Source organism: Lentzea rhizosphaerae, assembly GCF_042649515.1.
Taxonomy (GTDB): domain Bacteria; phylum Actinomycetota; class Actinomycetes; order Mycobacteriales; family Pseudonocardiaceae; genus Lentzea; species Lentzea aerocolonigenes.
In genome coordinates this window covers 721,116-743,249 of sequence record NZ_JBHRZI010000015.1, presented here as the reverse complement: position 1 = coordinate 743,249, position 22,134 = coordinate 721,116, and the positions used below count along the sequence as shown (strand labels likewise).

At 69.3% G+C, this 22,134-nt stretch carries 23 protein-coding genes and 1 pseudogene; 14 read left to right on the top strand and 10 right to left on the bottom strand.

Features of this window, described 5'->3' with window-relative positions; all coding sequences use genetic code 11:
• The first annotated feature begins 10 nt into the window (after window positions 1-10).
• Together ACFOWZ_RS20640 and ACFOWZ_RS20635 are read left to right on the top strand one after the other, a co-directional pair.
• Window positions 11-838, top strand: coding sequence for a M55 family metallopeptidase (locus tag ACFOWZ_RS20640; RefSeq protein WP_382374781.1), 828 nt, complete (start codon window positions 11-13; stop codon window positions 836-838).
• Window positions 839-967: 129 nt separating this feature from the next.
• Window positions 968-2,254: a M20/M25/M40 family metallo-hydrolase gene (locus ACFOWZ_RS20635; protein ID WP_382374779.1), complete on the top strand. Its 1,287-nt coding sequence runs from the start codon at window positions 968-970 to the stop codon at window positions 2,252-2,254.
• Here ACFOWZ_RS20635 and ACFOWZ_RS20630 read toward each other — a convergent pair.
• The 4 genes and pseudogenes from ACFOWZ_RS20630 to ACFOWZ_RS20615 form a co-directional block, all read right to left on the bottom strand.
• A pseudogene (locus ACFOWZ_RS20630) lies at window positions 2,246-2,380 on the bottom strand (pyridoxamine 5'-phosphate oxidase family protein); the annotation flags it as partial. The gene ACFOWZ_RS20635 and the pseudogene ACFOWZ_RS20630 overlap by 9 nt on opposite strands.
• Window positions 2,381-2,529: 149 nt before the next feature.
• Entirely contained in the window at window positions 2,530-3,105 is a 576-nt protein-coding gene (locus ACFOWZ_RS20625; protein WP_382374777.1) for a pyridoxamine 5'-phosphate oxidase family protein, read from the bottom strand.
• Window positions 3,098-3,751: a DinB family protein gene (locus ACFOWZ_RS20620; protein ID WP_382374775.1), complete on the bottom strand. Its 654-nt coding sequence runs from the start codon at window positions 3,749-3,751 to the stop codon at window positions 3,098-3,100. Before ACFOWZ_RS20620 ends, ACFOWZ_RS20625 begins: the two co-directional genes overlap by 8 nt.
• Window positions 3,752-3,756: 5 nt before the next feature.
• A complete protein-coding gene (locus tag ACFOWZ_RS20615) occupies window positions 3,757-4,500 on the bottom strand; it encodes a class I SAM-dependent methyltransferase (protein ID WP_382374773.1) in 744 nt (247 codons plus the stop codon).
• 104 nt (window positions 4,501-4,604) lie between these two features.
• Between ACFOWZ_RS20615 and ACFOWZ_RS20610 the strand changes: the two genes are divergently transcribed.
• On the top strand, window positions 4,605-6,260 hold the full coding sequence (locus tag ACFOWZ_RS20610; RefSeq protein ID WP_382374771.1) for a M14 family metallopeptidase: 1,656 nt from the start codon (window positions 4,605-4,607) through the stop codon (window positions 6,258-6,260).
• Window positions 6,261-6,289: 29 nt separating this feature from the next.
• Here ACFOWZ_RS20610 and ACFOWZ_RS20605 read toward each other — a convergent pair whose 3' ends face one another.
• Window positions 6,290-7,501: an FAD-dependent monooxygenase gene (locus ACFOWZ_RS20605; protein WP_382374769.1), complete on the bottom strand. Its 1,212-nt coding sequence runs from the start codon at window positions 7,499-7,501 to the stop codon at window positions 6,290-6,292.
• 85 nt (window positions 7,502-7,586) lie between these two features.
• Between ACFOWZ_RS20605 and ACFOWZ_RS20600 the strand changes: the two genes are divergently transcribed.
• The 3 genes from ACFOWZ_RS20600 (at window position 7,587) to ACFOWZ_RS20590 (ending at window position 9,476) form a co-directional block, all read left to right on the top strand.
• Entirely contained in the window at window positions 7,587-8,126 is a 540-nt protein-coding gene (locus ACFOWZ_RS20600) for a TetR/AcrR family transcriptional regulator (protein WP_382374767.1), read from the top strand.
• A gap of 44 nt (window positions 8,127-8,170) precedes the next feature.
• Complete coding sequence (locus tag ACFOWZ_RS20595; protein ID WP_382374765.1) at window positions 8,171-8,629, top strand: hypothetical protein; 459 nt, start codon at window positions 8,171-8,173, stop codon at window positions 8,627-8,629.
• Window positions 8,630-8,711: 82 nt separating this feature from the next.
• Complete coding sequence (locus tag ACFOWZ_RS20590; RefSeq protein ID WP_382374763.1) at window positions 8,712-9,476, top strand: alpha/beta fold hydrolase; 765 nt, start codon at window positions 8,712-8,714, stop codon at window positions 9,474-9,476.
• Here ACFOWZ_RS20590 and ACFOWZ_RS20585 read toward each other — a convergent pair.
• The 3 genes from ACFOWZ_RS20585 to ACFOWZ_RS20575 all read right to left on the bottom strand — a co-directional run bounded on the left by ACFOWZ_RS20585 (window position 9,473) and on the right by ACFOWZ_RS20575 (window position 12,165).
• A complete protein-coding gene (locus ACFOWZ_RS20585) occupies window positions 9,473-10,015 on the bottom strand; it encodes a TetR/AcrR family transcriptional regulator (RefSeq protein WP_382374761.1) in 543 nt (180 codons plus the stop codon). The genes ACFOWZ_RS20590 and ACFOWZ_RS20585 overlap by 4 nt on opposite strands.
• Window positions 10,016-10,370: 355 nt before the next feature.
• The gene (locus ACFOWZ_RS20580; RefSeq protein WP_382374759.1) at window positions 10,371-11,159 is read right to left on the bottom strand and encodes a pentapeptide repeat-containing protein; all 789 of its coding nucleotides are present in this window, start codon (window positions 11,157-11,159) and stop codon (window positions 10,371-10,373) included.
• 10 nt (window positions 11,160-11,169) lie between these two features.
• Window positions 11,170-12,165, bottom strand: coding sequence for a LacI family DNA-binding transcriptional regulator (locus ACFOWZ_RS20575; protein WP_382374757.1), 996 nt, complete (start codon window positions 12,163-12,165; stop codon window positions 11,170-11,172).
• 143 nt (window positions 12,166-12,308) lie between these two features.
• On the opposite strand from ACFOWZ_RS20575, the gene ACFOWZ_RS20570 reads away from it, so the two are divergent.
• The 4 genes from ACFOWZ_RS20570 to ACFOWZ_RS20555 are packed head-to-tail and all read left to right on the top strand — an operon-like array spanning window position 12,309 to window position 16,897.
• Entirely contained in the window at window positions 12,309-13,622 is a 1,314-nt protein-coding gene (locus tag ACFOWZ_RS20570) for an ABC transporter substrate-binding protein (protein WP_382374755.1), read from the top strand.
• Window positions 13,619-14,593 (top strand): carbohydrate ABC transporter permease, encoded by a 975-nt coding sequence (locus ACFOWZ_RS20565; RefSeq protein WP_382374753.1) that lies wholly within the window; start codon window positions 13,619-13,621, stop codon window positions 14,591-14,593. The genes ACFOWZ_RS20570 and ACFOWZ_RS20565 overlap by 4 nt, the downstream gene beginning before the upstream one ends.
• Entirely contained in the window at window positions 14,583-15,425 is an 843-nt protein-coding gene (locus ACFOWZ_RS20560) for a carbohydrate ABC transporter permease (protein WP_382374751.1), read from the top strand. Before ACFOWZ_RS20565 ends, ACFOWZ_RS20560 begins: the two co-directional genes overlap by 11 nt.
• Complete coding sequence (locus tag ACFOWZ_RS20555; RefSeq protein ID WP_382374749.1) at window positions 15,422-16,897, top strand: argininosuccinate lyase; 1,476 nt, start codon at window positions 15,422-15,424, stop codon at window positions 16,895-16,897. The genes ACFOWZ_RS20560 and ACFOWZ_RS20555 overlap by 4 nt, the downstream gene beginning before the upstream one ends.
• Before the next feature lie 15 nt (window positions 16,898-16,912).
• Here the strand turns inward: ACFOWZ_RS20555 and ACFOWZ_RS20550 are convergent, their stop codons facing one another.
• Window positions 16,913-18,139: a hypothetical protein gene (locus tag ACFOWZ_RS20550; protein ID WP_382374747.1), complete on the bottom strand. Its 1,227-nt coding sequence runs from the start codon at window positions 18,137-18,139 to the stop codon at window positions 16,913-16,915.
• Between the two features lie 558 nt (window positions 18,140-18,697).
• On the opposite strand from ACFOWZ_RS20550, the gene ACFOWZ_RS20545 reads away from it, so the two are divergent.
• Window positions 18,698-19,318: a hypothetical protein gene (locus ACFOWZ_RS20545; protein WP_382374745.1), complete on the top strand. Its 621-nt coding sequence runs from the start codon at window positions 18,698-18,700 to the stop codon at window positions 19,316-19,318.
• 114 nt (window positions 19,319-19,432) lie between these two features.
• Here the strand turns inward: ACFOWZ_RS20545 and ACFOWZ_RS20540 are convergent, their stop codons facing one another.
• Window positions 19,433-19,804: a hypothetical protein gene (locus tag ACFOWZ_RS20540; protein ID WP_382374743.1), complete on the bottom strand. Its 372-nt coding sequence runs from the start codon at window positions 19,802-19,804 to the stop codon at window positions 19,433-19,435.
• Between the two features lie 399 nt (window positions 19,805-20,203).
• On the opposite strand from ACFOWZ_RS20540, the gene ACFOWZ_RS20535 reads away from it, so the two are divergent.
• From ACFOWZ_RS20535 to ACFOWZ_RS20525, 3 genes are read left to right on the top strand one after another with little or no spacing between them, the layout of a single operon-like run.
• Complete coding sequence (locus ACFOWZ_RS20535; protein WP_382374741.1) at window positions 20,204-20,623, top strand: SixA phosphatase family protein; 420 nt, start codon at window positions 20,204-20,206, stop codon at window positions 20,621-20,623.
• Window positions 20,623-21,660, top strand: a complete 1,038-nt coding sequence (locus ACFOWZ_RS20530; RefSeq protein ID WP_382374739.1) for a M4 family metallopeptidase — start codon at window positions 20,623-20,625, stop codon at window positions 21,658-21,660. The genes ACFOWZ_RS20535 and ACFOWZ_RS20530 overlap by 1 nt, the downstream gene beginning before the upstream one ends.
• The gene (locus ACFOWZ_RS20525; protein WP_382374737.1) at window positions 21,636-21,974 is read left to right on the top strand and encodes a protealysin inhibitor emfourin; all 339 of its coding nucleotides are present in this window, start codon (window positions 21,636-21,638) and stop codon (window positions 21,972-21,974) included. The genes ACFOWZ_RS20530 and ACFOWZ_RS20525 overlap by 25 nt, the downstream gene beginning before the upstream one ends.
• The last annotated feature ends 160 nt before the right edge of the window (window positions 21,975-22,134 follow it).

Sequence of the window (22,134 nt, the reverse complement as noted above, 5' to 3'; positions counted from 1 at the left end):
TTACCGAGATGTGCGGATCCTGATCTCGGCAGACATGGAAGGCGCCACCGGCGTCACCTGGACCGGAGACGTCGTCCCCGGTACTGAGCAATGGCAACGGTTTCGGCGCCTCTTCACAGGAGACGTCAACGCCTGTGTGGAGGGTTTGGTTGCAGGCGGCGCGACCTCTGTGATCGTCAACGAGGCCCACTCCTCGCAACGCAACCTCCTGCTCGAAGACCTCCACACCTCGGCCCGCCTGCTCACCGGCAGGCACAAGCCGCTGTCGATGATGCAGGGCATCGAGTCCGATGTGGACGGTGTCGTCTTCCTCGGCTACCACACCGGCGCCGGCTCACCCGGCGTGCTCGCCCACACCTACCTCGAGAACTCCATCACCGGCGTGTGGCTCGACGGAGTGCACGCCTCCGAGGGACGCCTCAACGCCGCACTGGCCGCCGAGCACGGCGTGCCCGTGCTGCTGGTGACCGGTGACGACCTCACCTGCTCCGACGCCGAGTCCTACGCGCCGTCGGCGCGCTCGGTCGCGGTGAAGGAGTGCGTGTCACGCTATGCCGCCGTGTGCCTGCCACCGACCGTGGCTTTTTCACACATCACAGAAGCGTCGGCCGCCGCGATGACTCAGGCCGGACGCGTCGCCGGTGCCGTGGCGCCACACCGCATCGAGGTCGAGTTCGACGCCACGCACCTGGCCGAGGCCGCCGCGGTCGTGCCGACCGTGGAACAGGTCGACGTGCGCCGGGTCGGGTTCGACGCGGCGTCGATGACCGAGGCGATGAAGGCGTTCAAAGTCGTCACCCACGTCGCCGCGGGAGCGATCGAGGGCATCTACGGCTGAGGCGGCCAGGCAAACCGCTGTCTGCGGCCTTCCTCGGTGAGGCCATCGCCCAGCGACCGCGGCGAAGCGGAACGGCCTCCGGCGCGGGCTGTGACAATTCCACCCGACACCGCCGGATACGGTGGCCTCATGACGCTGGACGTGGCGCAACTGTGCGCGCAGCTCATCCGTTTCGACACCACCAACCGCGGTGGTGGTGACAGCGAGGGCGAACGCGAGGCCGCCGAGCACGTGGCGGCGATCCTGCACGACAACGGCGTCCCGCCCACGCTGCTCGAACCCGCGCCACGCAGAACCAACGTCCTGGCCCGCGTCCACGGCACCGACCCGTCGCTGCCCGCCGTGCTGGTCCAGTCCCACCTCGACGTCGTGCCCGCCGACGCGCGCGAGTGGAGCTTCGACCCGTTCGCCGGCGAGATCCGCGACGGGTTCGTGCACGGCCGCGGCGCCGTGGACATGAAGGACATGGCCGCGATGACGCTGGCCGTCCTCAACCGCTGGCACACCGAAGGCCGCCGGCCGCGCCGCGACGTCGTGCTCGCGTTCGTCGCCGACGAGGAGGACCAAGGCGTCTACGGCGCGCACTGGCTCGTCGACCACCACGCCGCGCACTTCGCCGGTGTCGAGGCCGCGATCAGCGAGTCCGGCGGGTTCTCCTACGACGTCGACGGGGTGCGGCTCTACCCGGTCGGCACCGCCGAGCGGGGCACCTCGCACCTCAAGCTCACCGCCACCGGCCGCGCCGGGCACGGGTCGCGGCGCAACCCGCAGAACGCCGTCACCGCGCTGGTCACCTCACTGGCCCGCATCGCCGCGCACCAGCACCCGGTCCAGCTCACCCCGACCGTCGAGGCGTTCCTCGTGGGCGCCGGCAAAGCCCTCGGCGTGGAGGTCGACCTCGACGACGTCGACGGCACCATCGCCCGTCTCGGACCCGCCGCGAAACTCGTCGAGAACACCGTGCGCTGCTCGACCACGCCGACCATGCTGCAGGCCGGTTACAAGGTCAACGTCATCCCCGGCACCGCCACCGCCCAGCTCGACGTCCGCACCCTGCCCGGCGCCGTCGACGAGCTCATCGCCACCGTCGACGCGCTGCTCGAGGACGGCGTGACCCGCGAGTTCCTCGAACACCAACCGGCCGTCGAAGCCCCGATCGACACGCCGTGGTTCACCGCGATGGCCGAGGCGCTGCGCGACGAGGACCCCACCGCGACCGTCGTGCCGTACTGCCTGGGAGGCGGCACCGACGCCAAGGCGTTCAGCCAGCTCGGCATCCACTGCTACGGCTTCTCACCGCTGCAGCTGCCCGCCGGGTTCGACTACCGCGCGATGGCCCACGGCGTCGACGAACGCGTCCCCGTCGCGGGCCTGGAGTTCGGCGTGCGAGTGCTGGACCGCTTCCTGTCGAGCTGACCGCTGCGCCGCCAGCTCCTGCACGGCACTGGGCAGCGTGGTCTCGAAGTCGATCAGCTTCGCCCACGCCGGCGTCACCACGATCCGGACCATGCCGTCGTAGAGCGAGCGGACCTCGCGCTCCAGCCGTGCGATGTCCCTGGCCAGCAGCTCCTCGCTCCACGGCCGGTTCAGCACCTCGGTGATCTCGCTCTGCCGCATCGCCGTCTCCTTCGTCGTCATGCCCGGGAGACGGCACCGTCACGACGTTCTCGACATCGACCGGCCGAGATCTTTCAGCGGGGCGGCAACGGCAGCGGAACCGCGGGCAGGCCGTCGATGCTCGCGATGTTGTACGGCTTCTTGTTCGTGTACTCGCGGAACTCCTCGTCGGTCTTGCGCCCGAAGTAGTCCACGTGCAGCTCCCGCTCGCTGCGGTAGTCCATGAACGGCACCGCGAACCCGCACGAGTCACTGATCAGCTCCGCGGTCACGACGATCACCGCCCGCAACGCGGGCCCGTCCGCCTCACCGAACCCCGCCACCAGCTCCGCGAAGCGCGGATCGTCCCGGAACACGGGCTCACCACGGCCGTGGACGCGCACGATGTTCGGCGGCCCCTCGAACGCGCACCACATCAACGTGATGCGTCCGTTCTCCCGCAGATGCGCGATCGTCTCGGCGTGGCTGCCGCCGAAGTCGAGGTAGGCCACCGTGCGGTCGTCGAGAATCCGCAGCGTGCCCTGCCGCCCCTTGGGCGAGAGGTTGACGTGCCCGTCCCCGGCCAGCGGAGCGCTGGCCACGAAGAACACCTTCTGGCTCTCGATGAACTCCCACAGCCGCGGCTCGATGCGCTCGTATTCCTTACCCATGATCGGCAGTATCGATGGCGCCGCCGCCCCTGTCAGCCGTGATTCCCAGCTCCTGAACGGCGGCCTGCCTCTCCGCCGCCTGCCGCGCGGCCTTCTCCACCCTGTCCCGGTACTCCGCCCAGTCCAGCTCCGGCAGGTTCGAGGCCTCGGCCCGCAGCCCCGCCTCCCCGTCCAGGCTCTCACGCAGGATGTCCGCGTGGCCGGCGTGCCGGTTCGTCTCCGCGATCAGGTGCACGAGCAGCACGTGCAGCGTCACGTACTTGCGCTCCTCCGGCCACCACGGCACCACGCCCGGCGCGTCCAGCGGCAGCTCGGAGATCACGGCGTCGGAGAACGACGCCACACGGGCGTAGAGCGACAGGATGTCCTCACGCGTCTCGTCCGCGGTGGCGTACATGTCCGCGTTCGGGTTGTTGTCCTCGTCGTCGAGCCACGGCAGCGTCTCGGGGAACGGGCGGCCCATGCACGCACCGAAGTAGCCCTGCTCGCAGCTCGCCAGGTGCTTGATCAGCCCCAGCAGGTTCGTGCCGGTCGGGGTCAGCGGCCGCCGCGCGTCGTACTCCGACAAGCCGTCGATCTTCCAGAGCATGGTCTGCCTGGCGGCTTTGAGATAACGGTGCAGGTCGGCTTTCGGGTCTGAGGCCATGCCGGTCAGCCTTGCAGAGAGCGGGGTGCGCCGACCGCGATTTTCTCCAGCACCAGCAGATCCAGGTGATCGACGACCGGACCGGTCTCCACCGCGGCCGCCTCGAGCAACCGCGCACGGCCCGCGGCGAACTCCTCAGCAGACAGCGATCGCAGCAGCGTGTCGGCCTCCTGCCGCAGCGTGGCAGCCTTGTCCGCCAACGACGACGCGCTCACCTGAGCCACCGCCTCCAGCCGCGACACCGCGAACCCCGTGCCGGACGCCACCTCGGACACGGTCGGGAACCCGGACAACGCGCGCACCGCCTCCGGGAAGAAGCGGAACAACCCGATGCCCGAATGCCGCTCCCGGAACAACGACCGCAACACCACCACTCCGCCCGGACGCAGCACCCGCCGCAGCTCCGCGCCCGCGGCGGGCAGGTCGCGCACGTGGTGCACCACCGTCGACATCCACACCACGTCCACCGACGCGTCCGGCAGCGGAATCTCGTACGCCGAACCGGCCAGCATCGGCAACCCCGACGCCGCACGCATGTCCGCCGACGGCTCCACCGCCACCACCGGCACGTCCGGGAACCACTCCCGGAACGCCCGCACGAACAACCCCGTGCCCGCCCCCAGGTCCAGCACCGTCCTGCCCGGCAGCAGGTACGGCTCCAGGACCTCCCGCCACGACTCCAGTCCGGCCAGCGAGATCTCCCGGGCCACTCGGTAGGAAGCGGCCTCCACAGCGTCGTAGCGCGTCATCCCACCAGGTAACCCCATACGGATGGCGGGATGACAGTGAGCCTTAACACGGACTACACAGAGCACAGCCATGTCCCTGCCGTGGTCCGAAAGGGTTGCCCTGCATGCGAAAGACTCATCTCAGACCCCTGATCGGGGTCACCGTCGCCGCGAGCGTCGTGTTCGCGATGGGAGGCGTGCCCACCGGTGCTGCTCCCAGCGCTCAGGAAACGTCGACGAACTACCAGGTCAGCGACGTGCGCACCGCTGAACAGCGCTCGAAGCTGGCCAAGTCCGGTGCCGCCATCGACTCGGTCGAGGAGCACGGCATCGTCGTGATCACCGCGACCGAACGCGAGGTCCGCAACCTCAAGGCTCAGGGTTTCGACGTCACCGAGCTGCCCAAGCGGATGGAGGCCAACGCGGAGATCGGCCCGTTCGACTTCCCCGCCGCGGACTCGAACTACCACAACTACGCGGAGATGACCGCCGAGATCAACACCGCGGTCGCGGCCTACCCGAACATCCTGAGCAAGCAGGTCATCGGCAAGTCGTACGAGAACCGCGACATCGTCGCGCTCAAGATCAGCGACAACGTCGGCGTCGACGAGAACGAGCCGGAGGTGCTGTTCACGCACCACCAGCACGCCCGTGAGCACCTCACCGTCGAGATGGCGCTGTACCTGGTCAAGGAGTTCACCACCAAGTACGGCTCCGAAGCGCGTCTCACGGACCTCGTGAACACCCGCGAGATCTGGATCGTCCCGGACGTCAACCCCGACGGCGGCGAGTACGACATCGCGACCGGCACCTACCGGTCGTGGCGCAAGAACCGGCAGCCCAACGCCGGTTCCAGCAACGTCGGCACCGACCTCAACCGCAACTGGGACTACAAGTGGGGCTGCTGCGGCGGTTCCTCCGGCAGCACCGGCAGTGAGACCTACCGCGGCCCGAGCGCGGCGTCCGCACCCGAGGTCAAGGTCGTGTCCGACTTCGTGCGCGGCCGCAACGTCGGTGGCAAGCAGCAGATCACCGCGTCCATCGACTTCCACACCTACAGCGAGCTCATCCTGTGGCCGTGGGGCTGGACCTACGACGACATCGCGCCGGGCCTGAACCAGGACCAGCTCGACACGTTCCGCACCATCGGCCAGTCCATGGCGGCGAGCAACGGCTACACGCCCGAGCAGTCCAGCGACCTCTACATCACCGACGGGACCATCCCCGACTGGCTGTGGGGCACGCAGGGCATCTTCGCCTACACCTTCGAGATGTACCCCGGCAGCTCCGGTGGCGGCGGCTTCTACCCGCCCGACGAGGTGATCCCCGCGCAGACCTCCCGCAACAAGGAGGCCGTGCTGCAGCTGCTCGAACGCGCCGACTGCCCGTACGAGGCCATCGGCAAGGAGGGGCAGTACTGCGGTGTCACCCCGCCGCCGGGCAAGTACTTCGAGAACGCCACGGACTTCCAGATCGGCGACAACACCACCATCAACTCGCCGATCGCGGTGTCCGGGGTGACGGGCAACGCCCCGTCGACCCTCAAGGTCGCCGTGGACATCAAGCACACCTACCAGGGTGACCTGAAGGTCGACCTGGTCGCCCCGGACGGCACCGTCTACACCGTGCACAACCGCTCCGGCGGCGGCACGGACAACATCAACACCACCTACACCGTCAACGCCTCCAGCGAGGTCGCCAACGGCACCTGGCAGCTGCGGGTCAACGACAACGCCGCCCAGGACACCGGGTTCCTCGACAAGTGGAGCCTGCAGTTCTGATCGGTCCTGCAGTTTGATCGAGTGAGCCGTCAGGGCGCCGGTACGCCGGCGCCCTGACGCTCGTAGTCCTTCACGTCCATCGAGTCGTGCAGCCGGATGCCCTTCGAGTTCAGTTTCGCGATCGGCCGCACCATCCACGACGGCAAGGACGTCACCAGCTGCATGCCGCGCACCAGTGCCGTCACACCGAGACGGGTCGTGGGGATCAGCGTCTTCGCCACCCCCAGCGCGAACGCCCTGCTGGCGTGCACCAGGTCCCGCATCTCGTTCTCGTAGCGCGCGAACGCCGCCTCGTGGTCCCCGCCCGCCGCCAGCTCACCGGCCAGCACGTAGGCGCCCAGCACCGCGAGGCTCGTGCTGCCGCCGATCGCCGGGCCGGGGCAGTAGGCCGCGTCGCCGACCAGCGCCACCCGCCCGCGTGACCAGGTGTCCTCCCGCAGCTGCGTGATCGAGTCGAAGTAGAAGACGCGGTCGCTGTCGAGGTAGGTCATCCACTCGTCGACCTGCGGGTGCAGCCCGGCGAACGCCTCGCGCAGCAGCTGCTTCTGCCGCGGCACGTCCCGGTGGTGGTACTCGAGCTCGGGCGAGCGGAACAGGAACACCGCCCGCGCGTCGTCGATGTGCCGCGCCCCGTACACCTGCGCGCTGCGGCCCGGCCCGATGTGCCCGCTCATCGCTCCCGGCACACCCAGCTCCCGCGGCACCGACAACACCGCCAAATAGGCGCCCACGAACGTCTTCGCGACCTCCCCGAACACCAGCCGCCGCACGTTCGAGTGCAACCCGTCCGCGCCGATGACCAGGTCGAACCGCCGCGGCGCACCCACCTCGAACGTCACGTCGCCGTCCTCGCCGACCGAGGTGATCGAGTCGCCGAACACGTACTCGGCGTCGGCGCGCCCGGCGTCGTAGTAGATCTCGCTCAGGTCGTCGCGCATGACCTCGACGTGCCGGTCCGACGCGGCCGCGAAGATCTTCGTGACGTCGCCGGTGATCGGCTTGCGCGTCCCCTCGCGCAGGAACGACAGCTGCTGCGTGCCGGTGGCCAGCGACTCGATGCGCGGCAGCACGCCCATCTTCTCCGAGATGTCCATCGCCGGCCTGAACAGGTCCACCGCGTGCCCGCCGGTCTTGCGCAGCACCGGGGAGCGCTCCACCACCGTCACCTCGTGCCCGTACCTGGCGAGCCAGTACGCCAGCACCGGACCTGCGATGCTCGCCCCTGAGATGAGAATCCGCACGTCAAAGCCCCTTACTTAACGGTCGGTAAGTCCCCTGCCGCGAGCCTACACCCAGTTTTACCGACTGTTAAGTAAGATTTGGCCCGTGGTCAGACCGTCCGACACCAAGCAGCGGATCCTCCAGACCGCGCGCGAGCTGTTCGCCGCCAAGGGCGTGCAGCAGACCAGCCTGCAGGAGATCGCCGACCGCCTCGGCATCACCAAACCCGCGCTCTACTACCACTTCTCCTCACGCGAGGACCTCGTCCGCAGCATCGTCACGCCGCTGCTCGACGACAGCGAGGCGTTCATCGGGCGCATGGAGGCACAAGACGACCTGCCGCCGGCCATCGAGATCATCGAGGGCTTCTTCGACTTCCACCACCGCCACCGCGGCGACGTGCTCCTCATCCTCACCTCGATGACGACACTCGCCGAGCTGGGCGTCATCGACGTCGTGCTGTCCTGGCGCGCCCGTCTCACCCGGCTCGTGTACGGCCCGGCCCCCACTCTCGAACAGGAAACCCGGGCGGTGCTGGCATTCGGCGGCATTCAGGACGTCACCATGCAGTTCCCCGACGCGCCCGTCGACGAGCTGCGGGCCGCGACCATCCGTGCGGCGCTGGACGCGCTCGGGATCGGCTGATCGGCCTCTGCCGATCAACGCCCCGATCGACGACCATCACGCGAGTGCCCCTCCGCCACGCCTGGGTGCTGCCGCTGACACCCACCGCCGTCGTGCTGCTCCTCGCGATCGCCCTGATCCCGGTGACCGCCACCGGTTCCGACGAGCGCCCGTGGCTGCTCGGCCTCCTGATCACCGCCGCCGTGCTCGCGGCCGCCGTCGGAGGTGCGGCCGGACGACTCTCCGGAGAACCCGCAGGACGGCCGTGGATGATCGCCGCGGCGACCGGACTTCTCACTGCCGCAACACCGTTCGCGGTCAGCGGCCTGCTCGGCGGACCCACCGGCGCACTGATCGTCCTCCCGTGGCTGATCTTCGGACTGGGCGCCGCCTGCTGGCAGCTGCACCTGTGCGAGGGCACGCGATCACGACCGCTGCACGCCGCCATAGGATTCAGCTACACCTTCGTGTTCACCGCCGTGACACTGCTCCTGGCAGTCGTCTCGGCACGACTCGTCGACTAGTGAGAACCCTGTCTCGAAACCGGTCTCGCTTCACGCCGGACGCGGGGTAGGGTCCGGACACCGAAATCACGCGGGGAGAGAAATGCGCGCCGTCGAGATCAGACCTGGGGTTCGGATCCGCTGGGTCGAAGTACCGGGCGCCTCGCCCGCCCGCGTCTACCTGCACGGCCTCGGCGCCTCCTCGGCGCCCTACTACGCGGAAGCCGTCGCGCACCCGCTGCTCACCGGCCGCCGCAGCCTCATGATGGACCTGCTCGGGTTCGGCATCAGCGACCGGCCCAGCGGCTTCGCGTACTCGCTGGAGGGCCACGCCGACGCCCTCGCCGTCGCGCTGGCCAAGATCGGCCTGCGGCGCAGCGAGATCATCGGCCACAGCATGGGCGGCGCCGTCGCCATCGTGCTCGCCGCGCGCCACCCCGAGATGGTGCGCTCGCTCGTCCTCGTCGACCCCGACATCGACCCCACCACCCCCGCGCTCGGCGCTCCGGGCAGCCGGGGCATCGCCGCCTACGGCGAGGCGGACTTCCTCAGCCACGGCTTCGAGCGCGTGCTGCGCGACGTCGGCCCGCACTGGGCCGCCACCATGCGCATGGCCGGTCACGAAGCCCTCTACCGCAGCGCCGTCGACCTCGTCCGCGGCACGTCGCCGACCATGCGCAAGCTGTTGCTGGAACTGGAGATCCCGCGCGTCCTGCTGCACCCCGAGGACGCACCGCCCACCGGCGGCCGCGAGCTCGCCGCGGCCGGTGTCCAGCTCGTCTCCGTCCCACACACCGGCCACAACATCATGATCGACAACGTCGAGGGCTTCGCTCGCGCGGTCGCCCAGCAGCGCCTGTCGGTCTAACCGAGCTCACGGCCGATCGCGCCGGCCAGCAGCTCCCGCGCGCGTTCCAGCGTCAGCGACCCGCTGTGCCAGCGTTCGCTCAAGCCCTCGACGAGCGCGGTGAGGCGTTCGGCGGCCGCGAGCGCGTCGAGGCCGGGATTCGCTTGGCGGACAAGGGCTGCGACGTCGGCGTTCCACGTGTTGGTGGTCGCGAGCAACGTCGGGCGCAGCTCCTCGTGGAACGCCGCGCTCGCCCGCAGCTCACCCCACACCACGCTGGTCTCCCGCACGACGCCGGTGTCCTGCAGCTCGCCCAGCAGCATCTGCTCCAGCTGCGTGCGCGGGTCGTCCGACGTCGTGTCGGTGCAGGTCTGCGCGCGGTGGTTCACGTGCTCCAGGGCGGCCCGCAGAATCCCGGCGCGGTCCTTGAAGTGGTAGTAGATCAACGCCGTCGACACACCGGCCTCGGCCGCGAGCTTCTCGACGCGCAGCCCGCGCACACCGTCCTGGGCGATCACGCGAACGGTCGCCTCGAGCATCTGGATTCTGCGCTCCGACACGAAGTCCTCACCGTGTAGTTCTCGGGGTAGTTGTCATCGGGGTTGCTGCTGGGTCGTGCAGTGGATGCCGCCACCGCCCGCGAAGTCCTCGCGGCCCGACCGCACCTGCGACGGGGCTTCGATCACCTCGACCCGCAGCGGCTGACTGAAATTTCAGTCAACGCATTCTCGCTGGTCAGCGCAGCTTGGTCGTGTGGGAGCTCCCGCCGTCCTCGTCGTTGAGGCCGCCGACGAGTTGTCGGCGTGCGCGACGCCGGGAGCGAGCACGCCCGCCAGCACGCCGACGACGACCAGTAGCGCCTTCTTCATGATCAGCACTCTGACAGCGGGCGCTGACACCGCCCTGACAGGCAGGTCAGCGCCGTCGCGCGGGAACCGCCGTCCAGTGCGCCGGACGCGACAGCGCGGCCGGCAGCTTCGTCCGCGCGGTGCCGCGCGCGGCGTTGACCTGCGGCTGCGTGAGGAAAAGGCAGGTGCTCAGGTCCGCACCCGACAGGTCCGCGCCGCGCAGATCAGCACCGATCATGTCCGCCCGCGACAGGTCGGCGTTCGTGAGGTCGGCGCCGATGAGGTAGGCACCGCGGAAGTCCGCGCTGCTCAGGTTCTTGTTGCGCAGGCGCGCGCCGATCAGGTCCGCGCCCCGGTAGGACTTCGCACTGCTGCGCAGCCGTTCGCTGGTGCGCAGCAGCAGCACGTTCACCTTCGCCCGGATCTCCGCCACGTCCAGCCGCAGGATGTCGTCCGGCTCGGCCGTGGTGTGCCGCTCGACCTCGCCGTAGGCCGCGCCGAGGTCGTCGTGCGGGTCGAGCCGCCGCGCTTCGGCCAGGTACCACAACAGCTCGTGCAGCTGCCGGACCACGGGGAACACCGCGAACATCTTCTGCCGCTCACCCGTGCGCCAGTCGGCGCCGCGGAACACCGTCTGCGACACCCGCTGTCCGGCACCGAAGCAGTCGTAGACCGTGCAGCCGGGATATCCCTGCTGCCGCAACTGGTCGTGGATCCCGCACCGGTAGTCGGCCAGCAGGTTGCGGCACGGCGTGCCGGCGTCCTTGGTGGCCGCGAAGTCGGCGGACTTCGCGAACGGCAGCGCGACGCAGCACAACCCGAAACAGTTGGCGCAGTCGCCTTTCAGCTCGTCCATCGCGATCAGCCTACTGCGCCGCACCGACCGGGATCTCGCCTGTTCCGCGCCGGACGACCGTGCTGGGCAGGGTGACGGTGCGGGGAGGACGGGCGGGGTCGCTGATCCGCTCGATGGCGAGCCTGGCCGCGTGCCGGCCTATCTCCTGCGGATCGCGCACGATCGCCGACACCCCGAGACCGATCGACAGGTCGTGCTCGTCCAGCGCGATGAACGCGTACCGCCGCTGCCCGGCGATGCGGTCGAGCAGGACGCCGGTGCTGATCCCGAGGTTGAGGGCGAGCACGGCCGTCGGCGGGGCGGGCAACGCCGCCAGATCGGCCATGACGGCCCGTGCCTGCCCGGGACTCGTCAGACCCGCGACGACGAGGCCGTCGTCCGCGGTGACACCCCGGCGGGCCAGGCCCGCGTGGAAACCGGCCAGCCGCTGTTGCGCGCGAAACGAGTCCGGACGGCCCGCCAGCACGGCGATCCGCGTGTGCCCCAGATCCACCAGGCCCGCGACGGCCTCCTCGACGGCGCGGTCGTCATCGGTCATCACCACGTCCGCGGCGAGGCCGTTCGCCGGACGGCCGACGAGCACCACCGGCGTGCCGAAGAGGTGCTCCGCAGCGAGAAAACCCCGCTCGTCACCGTCGGGCATCATCATCAGGGCGCTGACCCGGCGGTCCACCATCGCGCGCGCCAGCTCCGGTTCCCGTGCCGGATCGTCCTCGGTGGAACCGATGAGCAGCTGCAGACCGGCGCCGCGCAGCTCCCGTTCGGCGCCTGCGGCGACGCCGGCCTGGAACAGGTTCGTGAACCCCGCCGTCACCAGGCCGACGGCACCCGCCGGACGCCCGTGCCGCAGCTCGCGTGCCATCGGGTTCGGCGTGTAGCCCAGGCGCTTGACGGCGTCCATGACGCGCGCGCGGGTCTCCGGAACGACACGAGGCGAGTTCTGCAGGACGCGGGTCACCGTCGCGGTGCTCACCCCGGCTTCCTTCGCCACCTCGCGCAGAGTCACCCGCTGATGATCGAACTCGCTCAACCCGTGCCGCCCTCCCGCGCGCGTTACGCCTGTCGCCTCCGAATGTAAACGTTGACATGGCCAGAAGTCATATCCACAATCGCCCATGTTGACGTTTACATGCAGGTAAAGGAGATGACATGGGCGCACGCTTCTTGGCGGTGATCCTGGCGGCCGCCTCCGCAGCGGCCGCTCTGACAGGCTGCCAAGCCTCCAGCGGTGCCAACGCGAACCCGAAGGTGCTCACCTACTGGGCCTCGCAACAGTCACCGAGCCTCGACAGGGACAAGCAGATCCTGGAGCCCGAACTGCGCCGCTTCACCGAGCGCACCGGGCTCAAGGTCGAGCTGGAGGTCATTCCCTTCACCGACCTGCTCAAACGCATCCTCACCGCGACCACCAGCGGCAAGGGACCCGACGTGGTCAACATCGGCAACACCTGGACGCCGTCCCTGCAGGCCACCGGTGCTCTGCTGGAGTGGGACGGCGCGATGATGGCCAAGATCGGCGGCGCGGACCGGTTCGAGAAGGTCGCGCTGGAGACAGCGAGCGCGGAAGGGACCACGCCGGTCGCCGTCCCGCTGTACACGAAGGTCTTCCAGCTCTACTACAACAAGAAGCTCTTCGCCGAAGCCGGAGTGGACAAGCCGCCCGCCACCTGGACCGACCTCGTCGACGCCGGCAAGAAGCTCACCAAGGACACCACCGGTGACGGCAAGCCCGACCAGTGGGGCCTGGGCCTGCGCGGTCAGGCCTACACCACCGCGCTGCACTACGCCTACATCCTCGGCTCGGCCCGCGGAGCGCGGTACTTCACCGACGGCAAACCCGCGTTCGACTCCGCCGAGGCCGTCAGCGGGATCGAGCAGTACCTGTCCTGGATGGGCAAGGACAAGATCGTGAACCCGTCCGACGCCGAGAACGCCGACTGGGCCGACGTGTACGAAGCGTTCTCCAAGGACCGCGTGGCCATGATGCTCGTCCAGACCCTGGGGCAGACGCTGAAGGACTACGGCCTGTCCGAGGACCGCTACGGCGTCGCGCCCGTGCCCGCGGTCACGCCGGGAGGCAAGGACGTGGCGTCGTTCCTGGGCGGCACCAACGTGGCGATCTTCAAGAACACCGACAACCTCGACGGTGCCACCGAACTGGTCCGCTTCCTCACCAGCGTCGGCGAGCAGACCGTCCTCAACACCGCCTACGGCACCATCCCGCCCGTCAAGGACGCGGGCGACGCGGCGTTCCAGACCGACGAGGCGAAGGTCGCCCGCCAGACCATGGCCGATCGCGCGATCCCGTTGCCACGCGTGGCGCAGGAGGCGCAGTTCGAGACGCTCGTGGGCAACGCGGTCACGTCCTGGCTGGCCGCCACCGCCACCGGCAAGCAGCCCAGCGCCGAGCAGATCCGGTCCGAGCTCGCGTCGCTCTCGCAGAGGGTGGCGTCGGGCGGATGAGCATCAGGACCGACGTGAAGCCGGAGACCCGCCGTCCCCCGACGGCCTCCACCCCGGCCCCGGCACCACGCCGCCGGCGGACCTGGAGCCCGTACCTGTTCCTGCTGCCCGCACTCGCGCTGGAACTCGTCGTCCACTTCGGACCGATGCTCGCGGGCCTGGTGATGAGCCTGCTCAAGCTCACCCAGTACCAGCTGGCGCGGTGGTGGGAAGCGCCCTGGACCGGGTTCGGCAACTTCGAGGTCGTGCTGGACGTCGACCAGCCGGTGGGCGCGTCGCTGCTCAGCTCGTTCCTGATCACCCTCGCCTTCACGGTCATCGTCATCGCGGTCTCGTGGGTCATGGGAACGGCCGCAGCGGTGTCGCTGCAGAACGCGACGGTCGGACGAGGTGTGCTGCGCACGCTGTTCCTCGTCCCGTACGCGCTGCCCGCGTTCGCGGCGGTGATCACCTGGCGGTTCCTGTTCCAGCGCGACAACGGGATGGTCAACCACGCGCTGGTCGACCAACTCGGCGTCCTCGACGAGAACGCGTTCTTCCTGCTGGGGTCCAACGCGTTCTGGGCGCAGTGCGTGGTGGCGGTCTGGCGGCTGTGGCCGTTCGCGTTCCTGATGCTGATGGCCGGTCTCCAGTCGATCCCGGGCGAGCTCTACGAGGCCGGCACGCTCGACGGCGCGGGCCCGTGGCGCCAGTTCCGCGAGATCACCCTCCCGTTGCTGGCACCGGTGAACCAGGTGCTGGTCCTGGTGATGTTCCTGTGGACGTTCAAGGAGTTCGAGACCCCGTTCGTGCTGTTCGGCGGCAGTGCACCCGAACAGGCACGGCTGATCAACGTCGAGATCTACCAGAACTCGTTCGTGACCTGGAACTTCGGTCTCGGTGCCGCGATGAGCGCCGTGCTGCTGCTGTTCCTGCTGCTGGTGACCGGCGTCTACCTGCTCGCCACGAGGAGGAAAGTCCATGAGGCGTGAGACCTCCGGCTACCGGATCTTCCGCTGGAGCACCCTGACCGTGCTGACGATCTTCGTCTGCGCCCCGCTGTTCGTCATGGCGAGCACCGCGATCAAACCGCTCAACCAGGTCCAGAGCGACTTCACCTGGCTGCCGGCCGAACCCACGCTCGCACCGTTCGTCGACATGTGGTCCACCGTGCCGCTGGCGCAGTACTTCGCGAACTCGATCATCGTCGCCGGCTCGGCCACCGTGTTGTCGGTGACGGTCGCGATCCTGGCCGCGTACGCCATCAGCAGGTGGCGGTTCCGGGGACGCGAGGCGTTCCGGCTGGCCGTGCTGTCCACCCAGATGTTCCCCGGCATCCTCTTCCTGCTGCCGCTGTTCCTGCTGTTCGTGCTGGTGGACCGGTACACCGGTCTCGGCCTGGTCGGCAGCCGCACCGGACTGACGATCACGTACCTGACGTTCTCGCTGCCGTTCGCGATCTGGATGCTCGTCGGCTACTTCCAGACCATCCCCCGCGAGCTCGACGAGGCCGCGAAGATCGACGGAGCAGGACCGCTGCGGTTGCTCGTGGGCATCCTCGTCCCGGCGGCCAGGCCCGCCATCGTCGCGGTGTCGATCTTCTCGTTCATGGTGGCCTGGGGCGAGGTGCTCTTCGCCTCCGTGCTCACCGACGAGCGCACCCGCACGGTCGCGGTGGGGCTGCAGGCCTACGCCAGCGAGTCGAACGTCTACTGGAACCAGGTGATGGCGGCCTCGCTGGTCGTGTCCGCCCCCGTCGTCGTGGCGTTCCTGCTGCTGCAACGACACATCGCCTCAGGAATGACCGCGGGAGCCGTGAAGTGACCCTGACCGATGGCAGGCTGGGCGCACGCCCGGCCCGATCGCTGGTGGACCACGTGAACGCCGTGGAACTGACCGACGAGCTCGACGCCGTGCGCGAGTTCGTGCTCATCGACCTCGCCCACGCCCTCATGCTCACCCAGCAGGACGTGTTCACCCGCCACCACGGCCGATCCGTCGTGGCGGCACTGCTCAAGCTGCTCGACCACGACCCGCGGACCCTGCTGGCGTCCGACCCGGCGATCGGCACGATCACGTTGCAGCTGGAGCGCTACCTGCACGACGAGTGCGGCCCGGCCGGGCTCGACATCCAGCGGGCCCGCAGCCGCATCGACCAGAAGGCCACCGGTGTGCGCATGGCCGACCGCCGGGCGCTGCTGGAGGTCGTGACCGAACTGCTGCGACTGGCCGAGACGCTGCTCGAGTGCGCGGACAGCTACGACCAGGTGATCGTCCCCGGCTACACCCACCTCCAGCACGCCCAGCCGACATCGCTGGGCCACTACCTCAACGCCCACTACTGGACCACGTCGAGGAACCTCACCCGGCTGCTGCAACTGCACGAACGCCTCAACGAGTGCCCGCTGGGCGGCGCGGCCTACAGCGGCACGGCCTGGCCGATTGACCGGGACGCGACCGCCGCCTACCTGGGGTTCTCCCGCCCGGTGCGCAACGCCCGCGACGCCGGGCTGGCCTCGATGGACACGTCCGCGGAGCTGGCGGGCGTCCTCGGGCTGGTGCTGTCCGGCCTGAGCAGGTGCGCGTCGGACCTGTACTACTGGTCGTCCTCCGAGATTGGATCGGTGCGCCTGCACCCGTCGCTGTGCGGAACGTCGAGCATGATGCCCCAGAAGCGCAACCCCATCGTGCTTGAACGCATCCGCGGCCTGGCGGGCGACGCGGCCGGGTGGGGCGCGAGCAGGTTGGGGCTGCTTCACTTCGCCACGTCCACCGACGCCGACCAGGGCTACGTCCACAACCGGATGCCCGAGTACTGCCGGGAAACCGCGGGCGCGGCGGGTCTGCTGCGGGAGGTGCTCGCCACGCTCGAGGTCGACGCCGAGAGGCTCGAGTCCTCGGCGGGGCGTCACTGGTCGTCGGCGAGCGCGCTCGCCGACGACCTCGTGAGCACCCGCGACCTCAGCTTCCGCGCCGCCCACGAAGTCGTCGCCAGGTTCATCGCCGCACACGAGGCCGCCGGTGTACCGGACGGTGCCGTGCGGCCCGAACTCGCCGAGGAGCCGTTGCGGCAGTACTCCGCCGCACGGCTTTCGTCCGTCCTCGACGCGCGGTCGTTCGTGGAGAGCAGGACCAGCGCGGGAGGCACCTCCACCGCTCGCCGGCGAGAACTCGCCGCCGAGGCCGCCGCCGACCTCGACGGGCACCGGTCCAGGGTGAACGCCCAGCTCAAGGGCATCGACCAGGCGACGCGCCGACTCCTCGCCGACGCCAGGGAGCTGGTGGACAGCGACTGAGGTGTCGCGGGCGGCTCACTTCGGTGTCGCCGCCCGCAACGCCCGCAGCTCAGCCATCGCCTCGTCCAGCTGCCTCTCGGCACGCTCGGCGCGGGTCACCGTCTGCGCCCGCGCGTCCTCCACCGCGGCCAGGGCTTGGCGCACCGTCGCGAGCTGCTCGACGCCCTCCTGCTTGGCCTGCGCAAGCCGCACCTCGAACTCACCGCGCGTCCGCTCCAGCTCGGCGCGGGCGTCGGCGGCAGTCTGCTCGGCACGTTCCGCACGCACGACGGCGGCATCGCGGGCCTTGGCCGACCGGCTGACCGTGTCGGCGGCGTCGGAACGTGCCTGCTCAGCGGCCTGCACGGCGGCGTCGGCCACGGACTTGGCTCGCTCGACCTCGGCACGCGCCTGCTCGATCTCAGCCGCAGCAGCGGCTTCGACCCGTTCGACTTCGGCCGCGGCACCAGCTTTGACCTGGCCGATCTCGGCCGCGGCAGCGGCACGCACCTGCTCGACCTGAGCCGTCGCTGCCGAGTTCGTCTGTTCGATCTCCTTCGCCGCCTGCCTGCGCGCCTGCTCGGCGTGCTTCACCGCATCGGCCCGCGCCTGGTCCGCAGCCTCCAGCGCCTGGCGCACCTTCTCGTCCGCCTCGGCCCTGATCTCCTCGATCACGGCCGCCGCCTGCACCCTGACCTCGGCGATCTCCGCCTCGGCCCGCTCGGCCGCATCCTGTGCGGCCTGCCTGGCCTCGTCCCGCTCGGTCAACGCCCTGTCGGCGGTCTCGTCGGCTTCCTCCGCCGCCCGCACCGCCTGTTCGGTCGTCTCCTCGGCGGCCTTGCGCGCCTGCTCCGCGGCGTGCCGGCGACGTTCGGCGGACGCCAGCTCGGCCTGCGCCTCGGCGACCCGTCGCGCGGCCTCGGCTTCTGCCGCCTGGATGTGGCTCTCAGCGACACTCGGGTCCGCCATCGCGTTCAGCTCGCCGACGGCCCGTCCGAGCGTCTGCGTCATCTGCTCGGACAGCACCCGGAAGCGGTCGAGGAGCTCTTCGGCCCTGATCTTGGCGGTACCGGAGACCCTCGGGAGATTCGTCACGGTGACGACCTCCAGGTTTTGCTCGGGCTCCGTGGCCAGCCGCTGACGCTCCCTCCACGCCCGCCACCGCGTGTGCTCCGGCAGGTCGCAGTACTCCGAGGGCCTGCCCGGCCCGCCACCTCGAAAAACGGGGCGGTCACAGCCGGGGAAGTTGCAGCTCGTCTCCACCGCAATATCGTAGCAGCATTACGTGTGCAGTTACGTTAACCAACGCAACGCTACTCAATTGGGCACCCGAAATCTGACCTCCGATAAGTGAACGTTATCGGCGGTCAGATCCGGCGAGGTTCCGCCGCCGGGTGCACGCTCTACCGGAGAGACCTGCCGCCCGAGCCTGGAATCTGACCGAAGTGCGGCGCGGGTGCCGCGCCTGGCCCATCCCGGTTCACCAGCCACTAACGTCACGGTGACGCCATCTGGCGGAGCGCCGACACGGGTTACGAGACTCCGCCGGGCCGCGGTAGTGACTGTGCAACACATCCGCGTGCTCTTGCGCGGACGGGACCGCGTCGTGCTCGTGTTCACCGCGATCGGGGAGCCGAGGAAGGTCGCCGCTCGCGGCGGTCTTCTAGTCCTCGGATGTCATGATCCGGCTGGATCGTTCACTGACACCTGCGATGCGCACGGGTTCGATGCGCGCCACAGGTTGGCGCTCGGCTGTGCCGGTCATTTGAGGCACGATCAGAACGTGACGACTCCCGAGCTTGTCGGCAGGGACGAGCTGCGATGAACGCCATGAGAACCGTGGTCTCGACGTTCGGTGTGCTGGTAGGTCTGGCCGGCATCGAGCACGGGGTCGGAGAGGTGCTTCAGGGCCCGGTCGGTCCAGCAGGACCGGTCATCCAGTCATGGCCGGACTCGAAGGCCTTCGCCATTCTCGGTGGTGAGCCCGCTCTGACGGTCATCCCGAACCTGCTGGTGACTGGGATCGCCGCCATCGTCGTCGCAGTTGCGGTCCTGACCTGGTCGGTGTGGTTCGTCGATCGGCGACACGGAGGTCTGGTGCTGATCCTGCTCTCGGTGCTGCTGCTCCTGACGGGCGGAGGATTCGGCCCGCCGTTGATCGGAATCATCATCGGCATCGGCGCCGCCAGGATCGGCACCGCACCCCGTCGGCGTCCGGGACGTGTCGCTCACGCGGTGGGACGGGTCTGGCCGTGGGTTCTGGGAGCTGCGGTGCTCGGATACCTGTCGCTGGTGCCGGGCACCATCCTCCTCAGGCAGTTTCTGGGAGTGGAGAACTCCTGGCTGGTGGCGGCGCTCACCGTCTTCTCCTTCGCGGGACTCGTCCTGGCGCTGGCCGCCGCCCACGCTGACGATCACGCGCGAGCCGCCCGCGAAAACTGAAGGGTTCGCCGAGACGATGCGTCTCGACGAACCCTTCGTCCAGCAGGTCCCGCGCGGGGTTCGGGCCGCCTCACAGGGACAGGACGGCGACTCGTCCCCCGCGCGGGTCGGTGACTACCGGTGCGACACCGCACCGTGGAAGACACCGGCGTGGTCAGCGAGTTCGACCATCAGCATCAGCAGGATCGATCCCATGAACACCGCCAGCAGAACCTCCGCGGCCGCGGTCTCGGCCAGGAACAGGGTGACAACGCCCAACGCCAGCACCAGAACCGCCAGCCCCATCTCGGCCCAGCCGAAACGGTCGAGCGCGTCTCCCCACCGCACCACCAGGAAGGCCGCGACGCCGAGCACGAGCCCGACCGCAGCCATCCCCCTCGGATCCTTGACGAACGGCATCTCGCCGTTGATCAGGTACCCGACGTACGGAATCGCGATGAGCGCGACGAGAACCGTCGCGACAACGTCCTTCACTCCGAGCCTCATCGATCTCACCTCCTTCCACAGCACACTCTTCACCCGCCATCCGGCGGCGGGCAGGTGCGCAGTGCTCCTCGTCGTCAGGACCAAGGCCACCGGCTGACCGGGCAGTGCGTAGCGCGTGAGGTGACCAACTCAATGCGTGCGACCCCCTGCATGCCCCGGCAGTACGTCCGCGCCGCATCCTGACCGCGCTGGGACAGCGGAGCCCGTCCGATCCCCCGGACCGTGTCTGCTGTGGAGGCCCGCGAGCACACCGCCCTGGGGCCATCCGTCCCGAGCCGCTGGTCCGAGCAGCATGCGAAGAACCCGGACCCGTTAGGCCGAACGGGCGTCATTGGGGAAATCGGACTAACGCACTGCGGAGGGTGGGCGAGGCAGTAGTACGACAGAAACGGGGGGACCGTGACCACAGTGCTGCTCGTCCGCCACGCGGACATCGACCTGCCGCCGAGCTCCGACGACCCGCCGCTCAACGAGCCCGGCCGCCACCGCGCCGAGTTGCTGGCGCGGATCGTGGCCGAGGCCGGGGTGACCGCCATCGTCACCTCGGTGTTCCGGCGCACCAAGCAGACCGCACAACCCCTCGCATCACGAACACAGCTGCACCCCGTCGTCGCCGGGCCGGGGCTGGCCGACCAGATCCGTTCCGGATCGCTGGGCGAGGTCGTCCTGGTGGTCGGTCATTCCAACACCGTTCCCCCGCTCGTCGGGGAGCTCGGTGGCACGCCGAGCCCGATCGGCGAGAGGGAGTTCGACAACCTCTTCGTCGTCACGGTGGACGCGGGCGGGGTGCGGCTCAAGTACGGAGAGAGGGAACCCTGATGGTCTGCTTCATCCTGCCCACCCACGTCCTGCTGGAACTGGCCGAGGCCGGCGAGATCGACCTCCGCGAGGCTGCCAAGGCCGCCGTCGCCTCCGCGGGCATGCACGCACGTCGTGCCGCTGTGACCGCTCTTGTGCAGAGCCTCGGGGTCGAGGCCGAGCTGATGCCGCCGCCGCAGGAGAGGAAGTTCGTCTTCGACGCTCAGCACGGCGTCGATCTCCCCGGCGTGCTGCGGCGCGGCCCGAACGACGGCCCCCACGCGGACAAGGCGGTCAACGACGCGTTCGACAACGCCGACAGGACCTACGACTTCTACCGCGACGTGCTCGGCAGACACAGCGTCGACGGCAACGGTGCCGACCTCATCTCGACCGTGCACTACCGCCGCAACTTCGACAACGCGTTCTGGGAAGGCACTCAGATGGTGTACGGCGACGGCAGCGGCAAGATCTTCAAGGTCGGCAGCCTCGCCGCCGACACCTCCGTGGTCGCGCACGAGATCACCCACGGCGTCGTCCAGTTCACCGCCGGGCTGGTCTACAGCAAGCAGTCCGGCGCGCTCAACGAGTCGTGGGCCGACGTGTTCGGCTCGGTCATCAAGCAGCACACGCTCGGACAGACCGCCGACCAGGCCGACTGGCTGCTCGGCGAGGGCATTCTCGGCACGCAGCTGCCGGGCAGAGCGCTGCGGTCGATGAAGGAACCGGGTACGGCGCACGACTTCGACCGCCAGCCCGCCCACATGGACGATTACGTCGACCTGCCCGACAACGGCGACCCGCGCAACGACAACGGCGGTGTGCACATCAACTCGGGCATCCCGAACAAGGCGTTCTACCTCGTCGCCACCTCTGTCGGCGGGCACTCCTGGGAGAAGCCCGCCCTGATCTGGTACGACGCGCTGGCCACGAGGTTGCAGCGGAACTCGCAGTTCAAGGACGCGGCGGAGGCCACTGTCGCGTCGGCGAAAGAGCTGTACGGTGACGATGAAGCCGGCATCGTCCGCTCGGCATGGCGGGAGGTCGGGGTCCTCTGAAGGTCACAGTCGTTCGCGGCGGCGGGCTCGCGGGACTCGTGAGCTCGACCGCCGTCGACACCTCCACACTCGCCTCGGCCGACGCCGCGGCGCTGCGAGCACGCGTCCTCCGCGCCTCGCTGGCCGACACCCAGGCTGGCGAGGCGCAGCCGGACCGCGAGCTCGTCGAGATCCTCATCGAGGACGACGAGGGTGTCGTGACCGCGATGAACGCCGACGAGCTCTCCCCCGGCGTGCGCGAGCTCATCGAGTGGGTCGAGTCGGCTCCTGACCGGACCGAGCAGCTGGGCCCTCCGGGACTCGGTCCGGCGTAGGCAAGCGGCGCGCACCGGAACCGTCGCGTCCCAGCACGTCGCGCGGGTTGGTCAGGTCATCGCGAAGCGCGTGCAGCTGCGCGATGCGGGTGTCACCAACGACCAGTGGAGCACCTGCTGCCGTGTTTGGCGCGAAAAGCACGTTCGGGCCGATAGATGG

Coding starts and splice junctions, on each gene's coding strand:
- ACFOWZ_RS20635 (WP_382374779.1), top strand. CDS start 968: ATGACGCTGGACGTGGCGCAACTGTGCGCGCAGCTCATCCGTTTCGAC.
- ACFOWZ_RS20625 (WP_382374777.1), bottom strand. CDS start 3,105: ATGGGTAAGGAATACGAGCGCATCGAGCCGCGGCTGTGGGAGTTCATC.
- ACFOWZ_RS20620 (WP_382374775.1), bottom strand. CDS start 3,751: ATGGCCTCAGACCCGAAAGCCGACCTGCACCGTTATCTCAAAGCCGCC.
- ACFOWZ_RS20615 (WP_382374773.1), bottom strand. CDS start 4,500: ATGACGCGCTACGACGCTGTGGAGGCCGCTTCCTACCGAGTGGCCCGG.
- ACFOWZ_RS20610 (WP_382374771.1), top strand. CDS start 4,605: ATGCGAAAGACTCATCTCAGACCCCTGATCGGGGTCACCGTCGCCGCG.
- ACFOWZ_RS20590 (WP_382374763.1), top strand. CDS start 8,712: ATGCGCGCCGTCGAGATCAGACCTGGGGTTCGGATCCGCTGGGTCGAA.
- ACFOWZ_RS20580 (WP_382374759.1), bottom strand. CDS start 11,159: ATGGACGAGCTGAAAGGCGACTGCGCCAACTGTTTCGGGTTGTGCTGC.
- ACFOWZ_RS20570 (WP_382374755.1), top strand. CDS start 12,309: ATGGGCGCACGCTTCTTGGCGGTGATCCTGGCGGCCGCCTCCGCAGCG.
- ACFOWZ_RS20565 (WP_382374753.1), top strand. CDS start 13,619: ATGAGCATCAGGACCGACGTGAAGCCGGAGACCCGCCGTCCCCCGACG.
- ACFOWZ_RS20560 (WP_382374751.1), top strand. CDS start 14,583: ATGAGGCGTGAGACCTCCGGCTACCGGATCTTCCGCTGGAGCACCCTG.
- ACFOWZ_RS20545 (WP_382374745.1), top strand. CDS start 18,698: ATGAACGCCATGAGAACCGTGGTCTCGACGTTCGGTGTGCTGGTAGGT.
- ACFOWZ_RS20540 (WP_382374743.1), bottom strand. CDS start 19,804: ATGAGGCTCGGAGTGAAGGACGTTGTCGCGACGGTTCTCGTCGCGCTC.
- ACFOWZ_RS20530 (WP_382374739.1), top strand. CDS start 20,623: ATGGTCTGCTTCATCCTGCCCACCCACGTCCTGCTGGAACTGGCCGAG.
- ACFOWZ_RS20525 (WP_382374737.1), top strand. CDS start 21,636: ATGGCGGGAGGTCGGGGTCCTCTGAAGGTCACAGTCGTTCGCGGCGGC.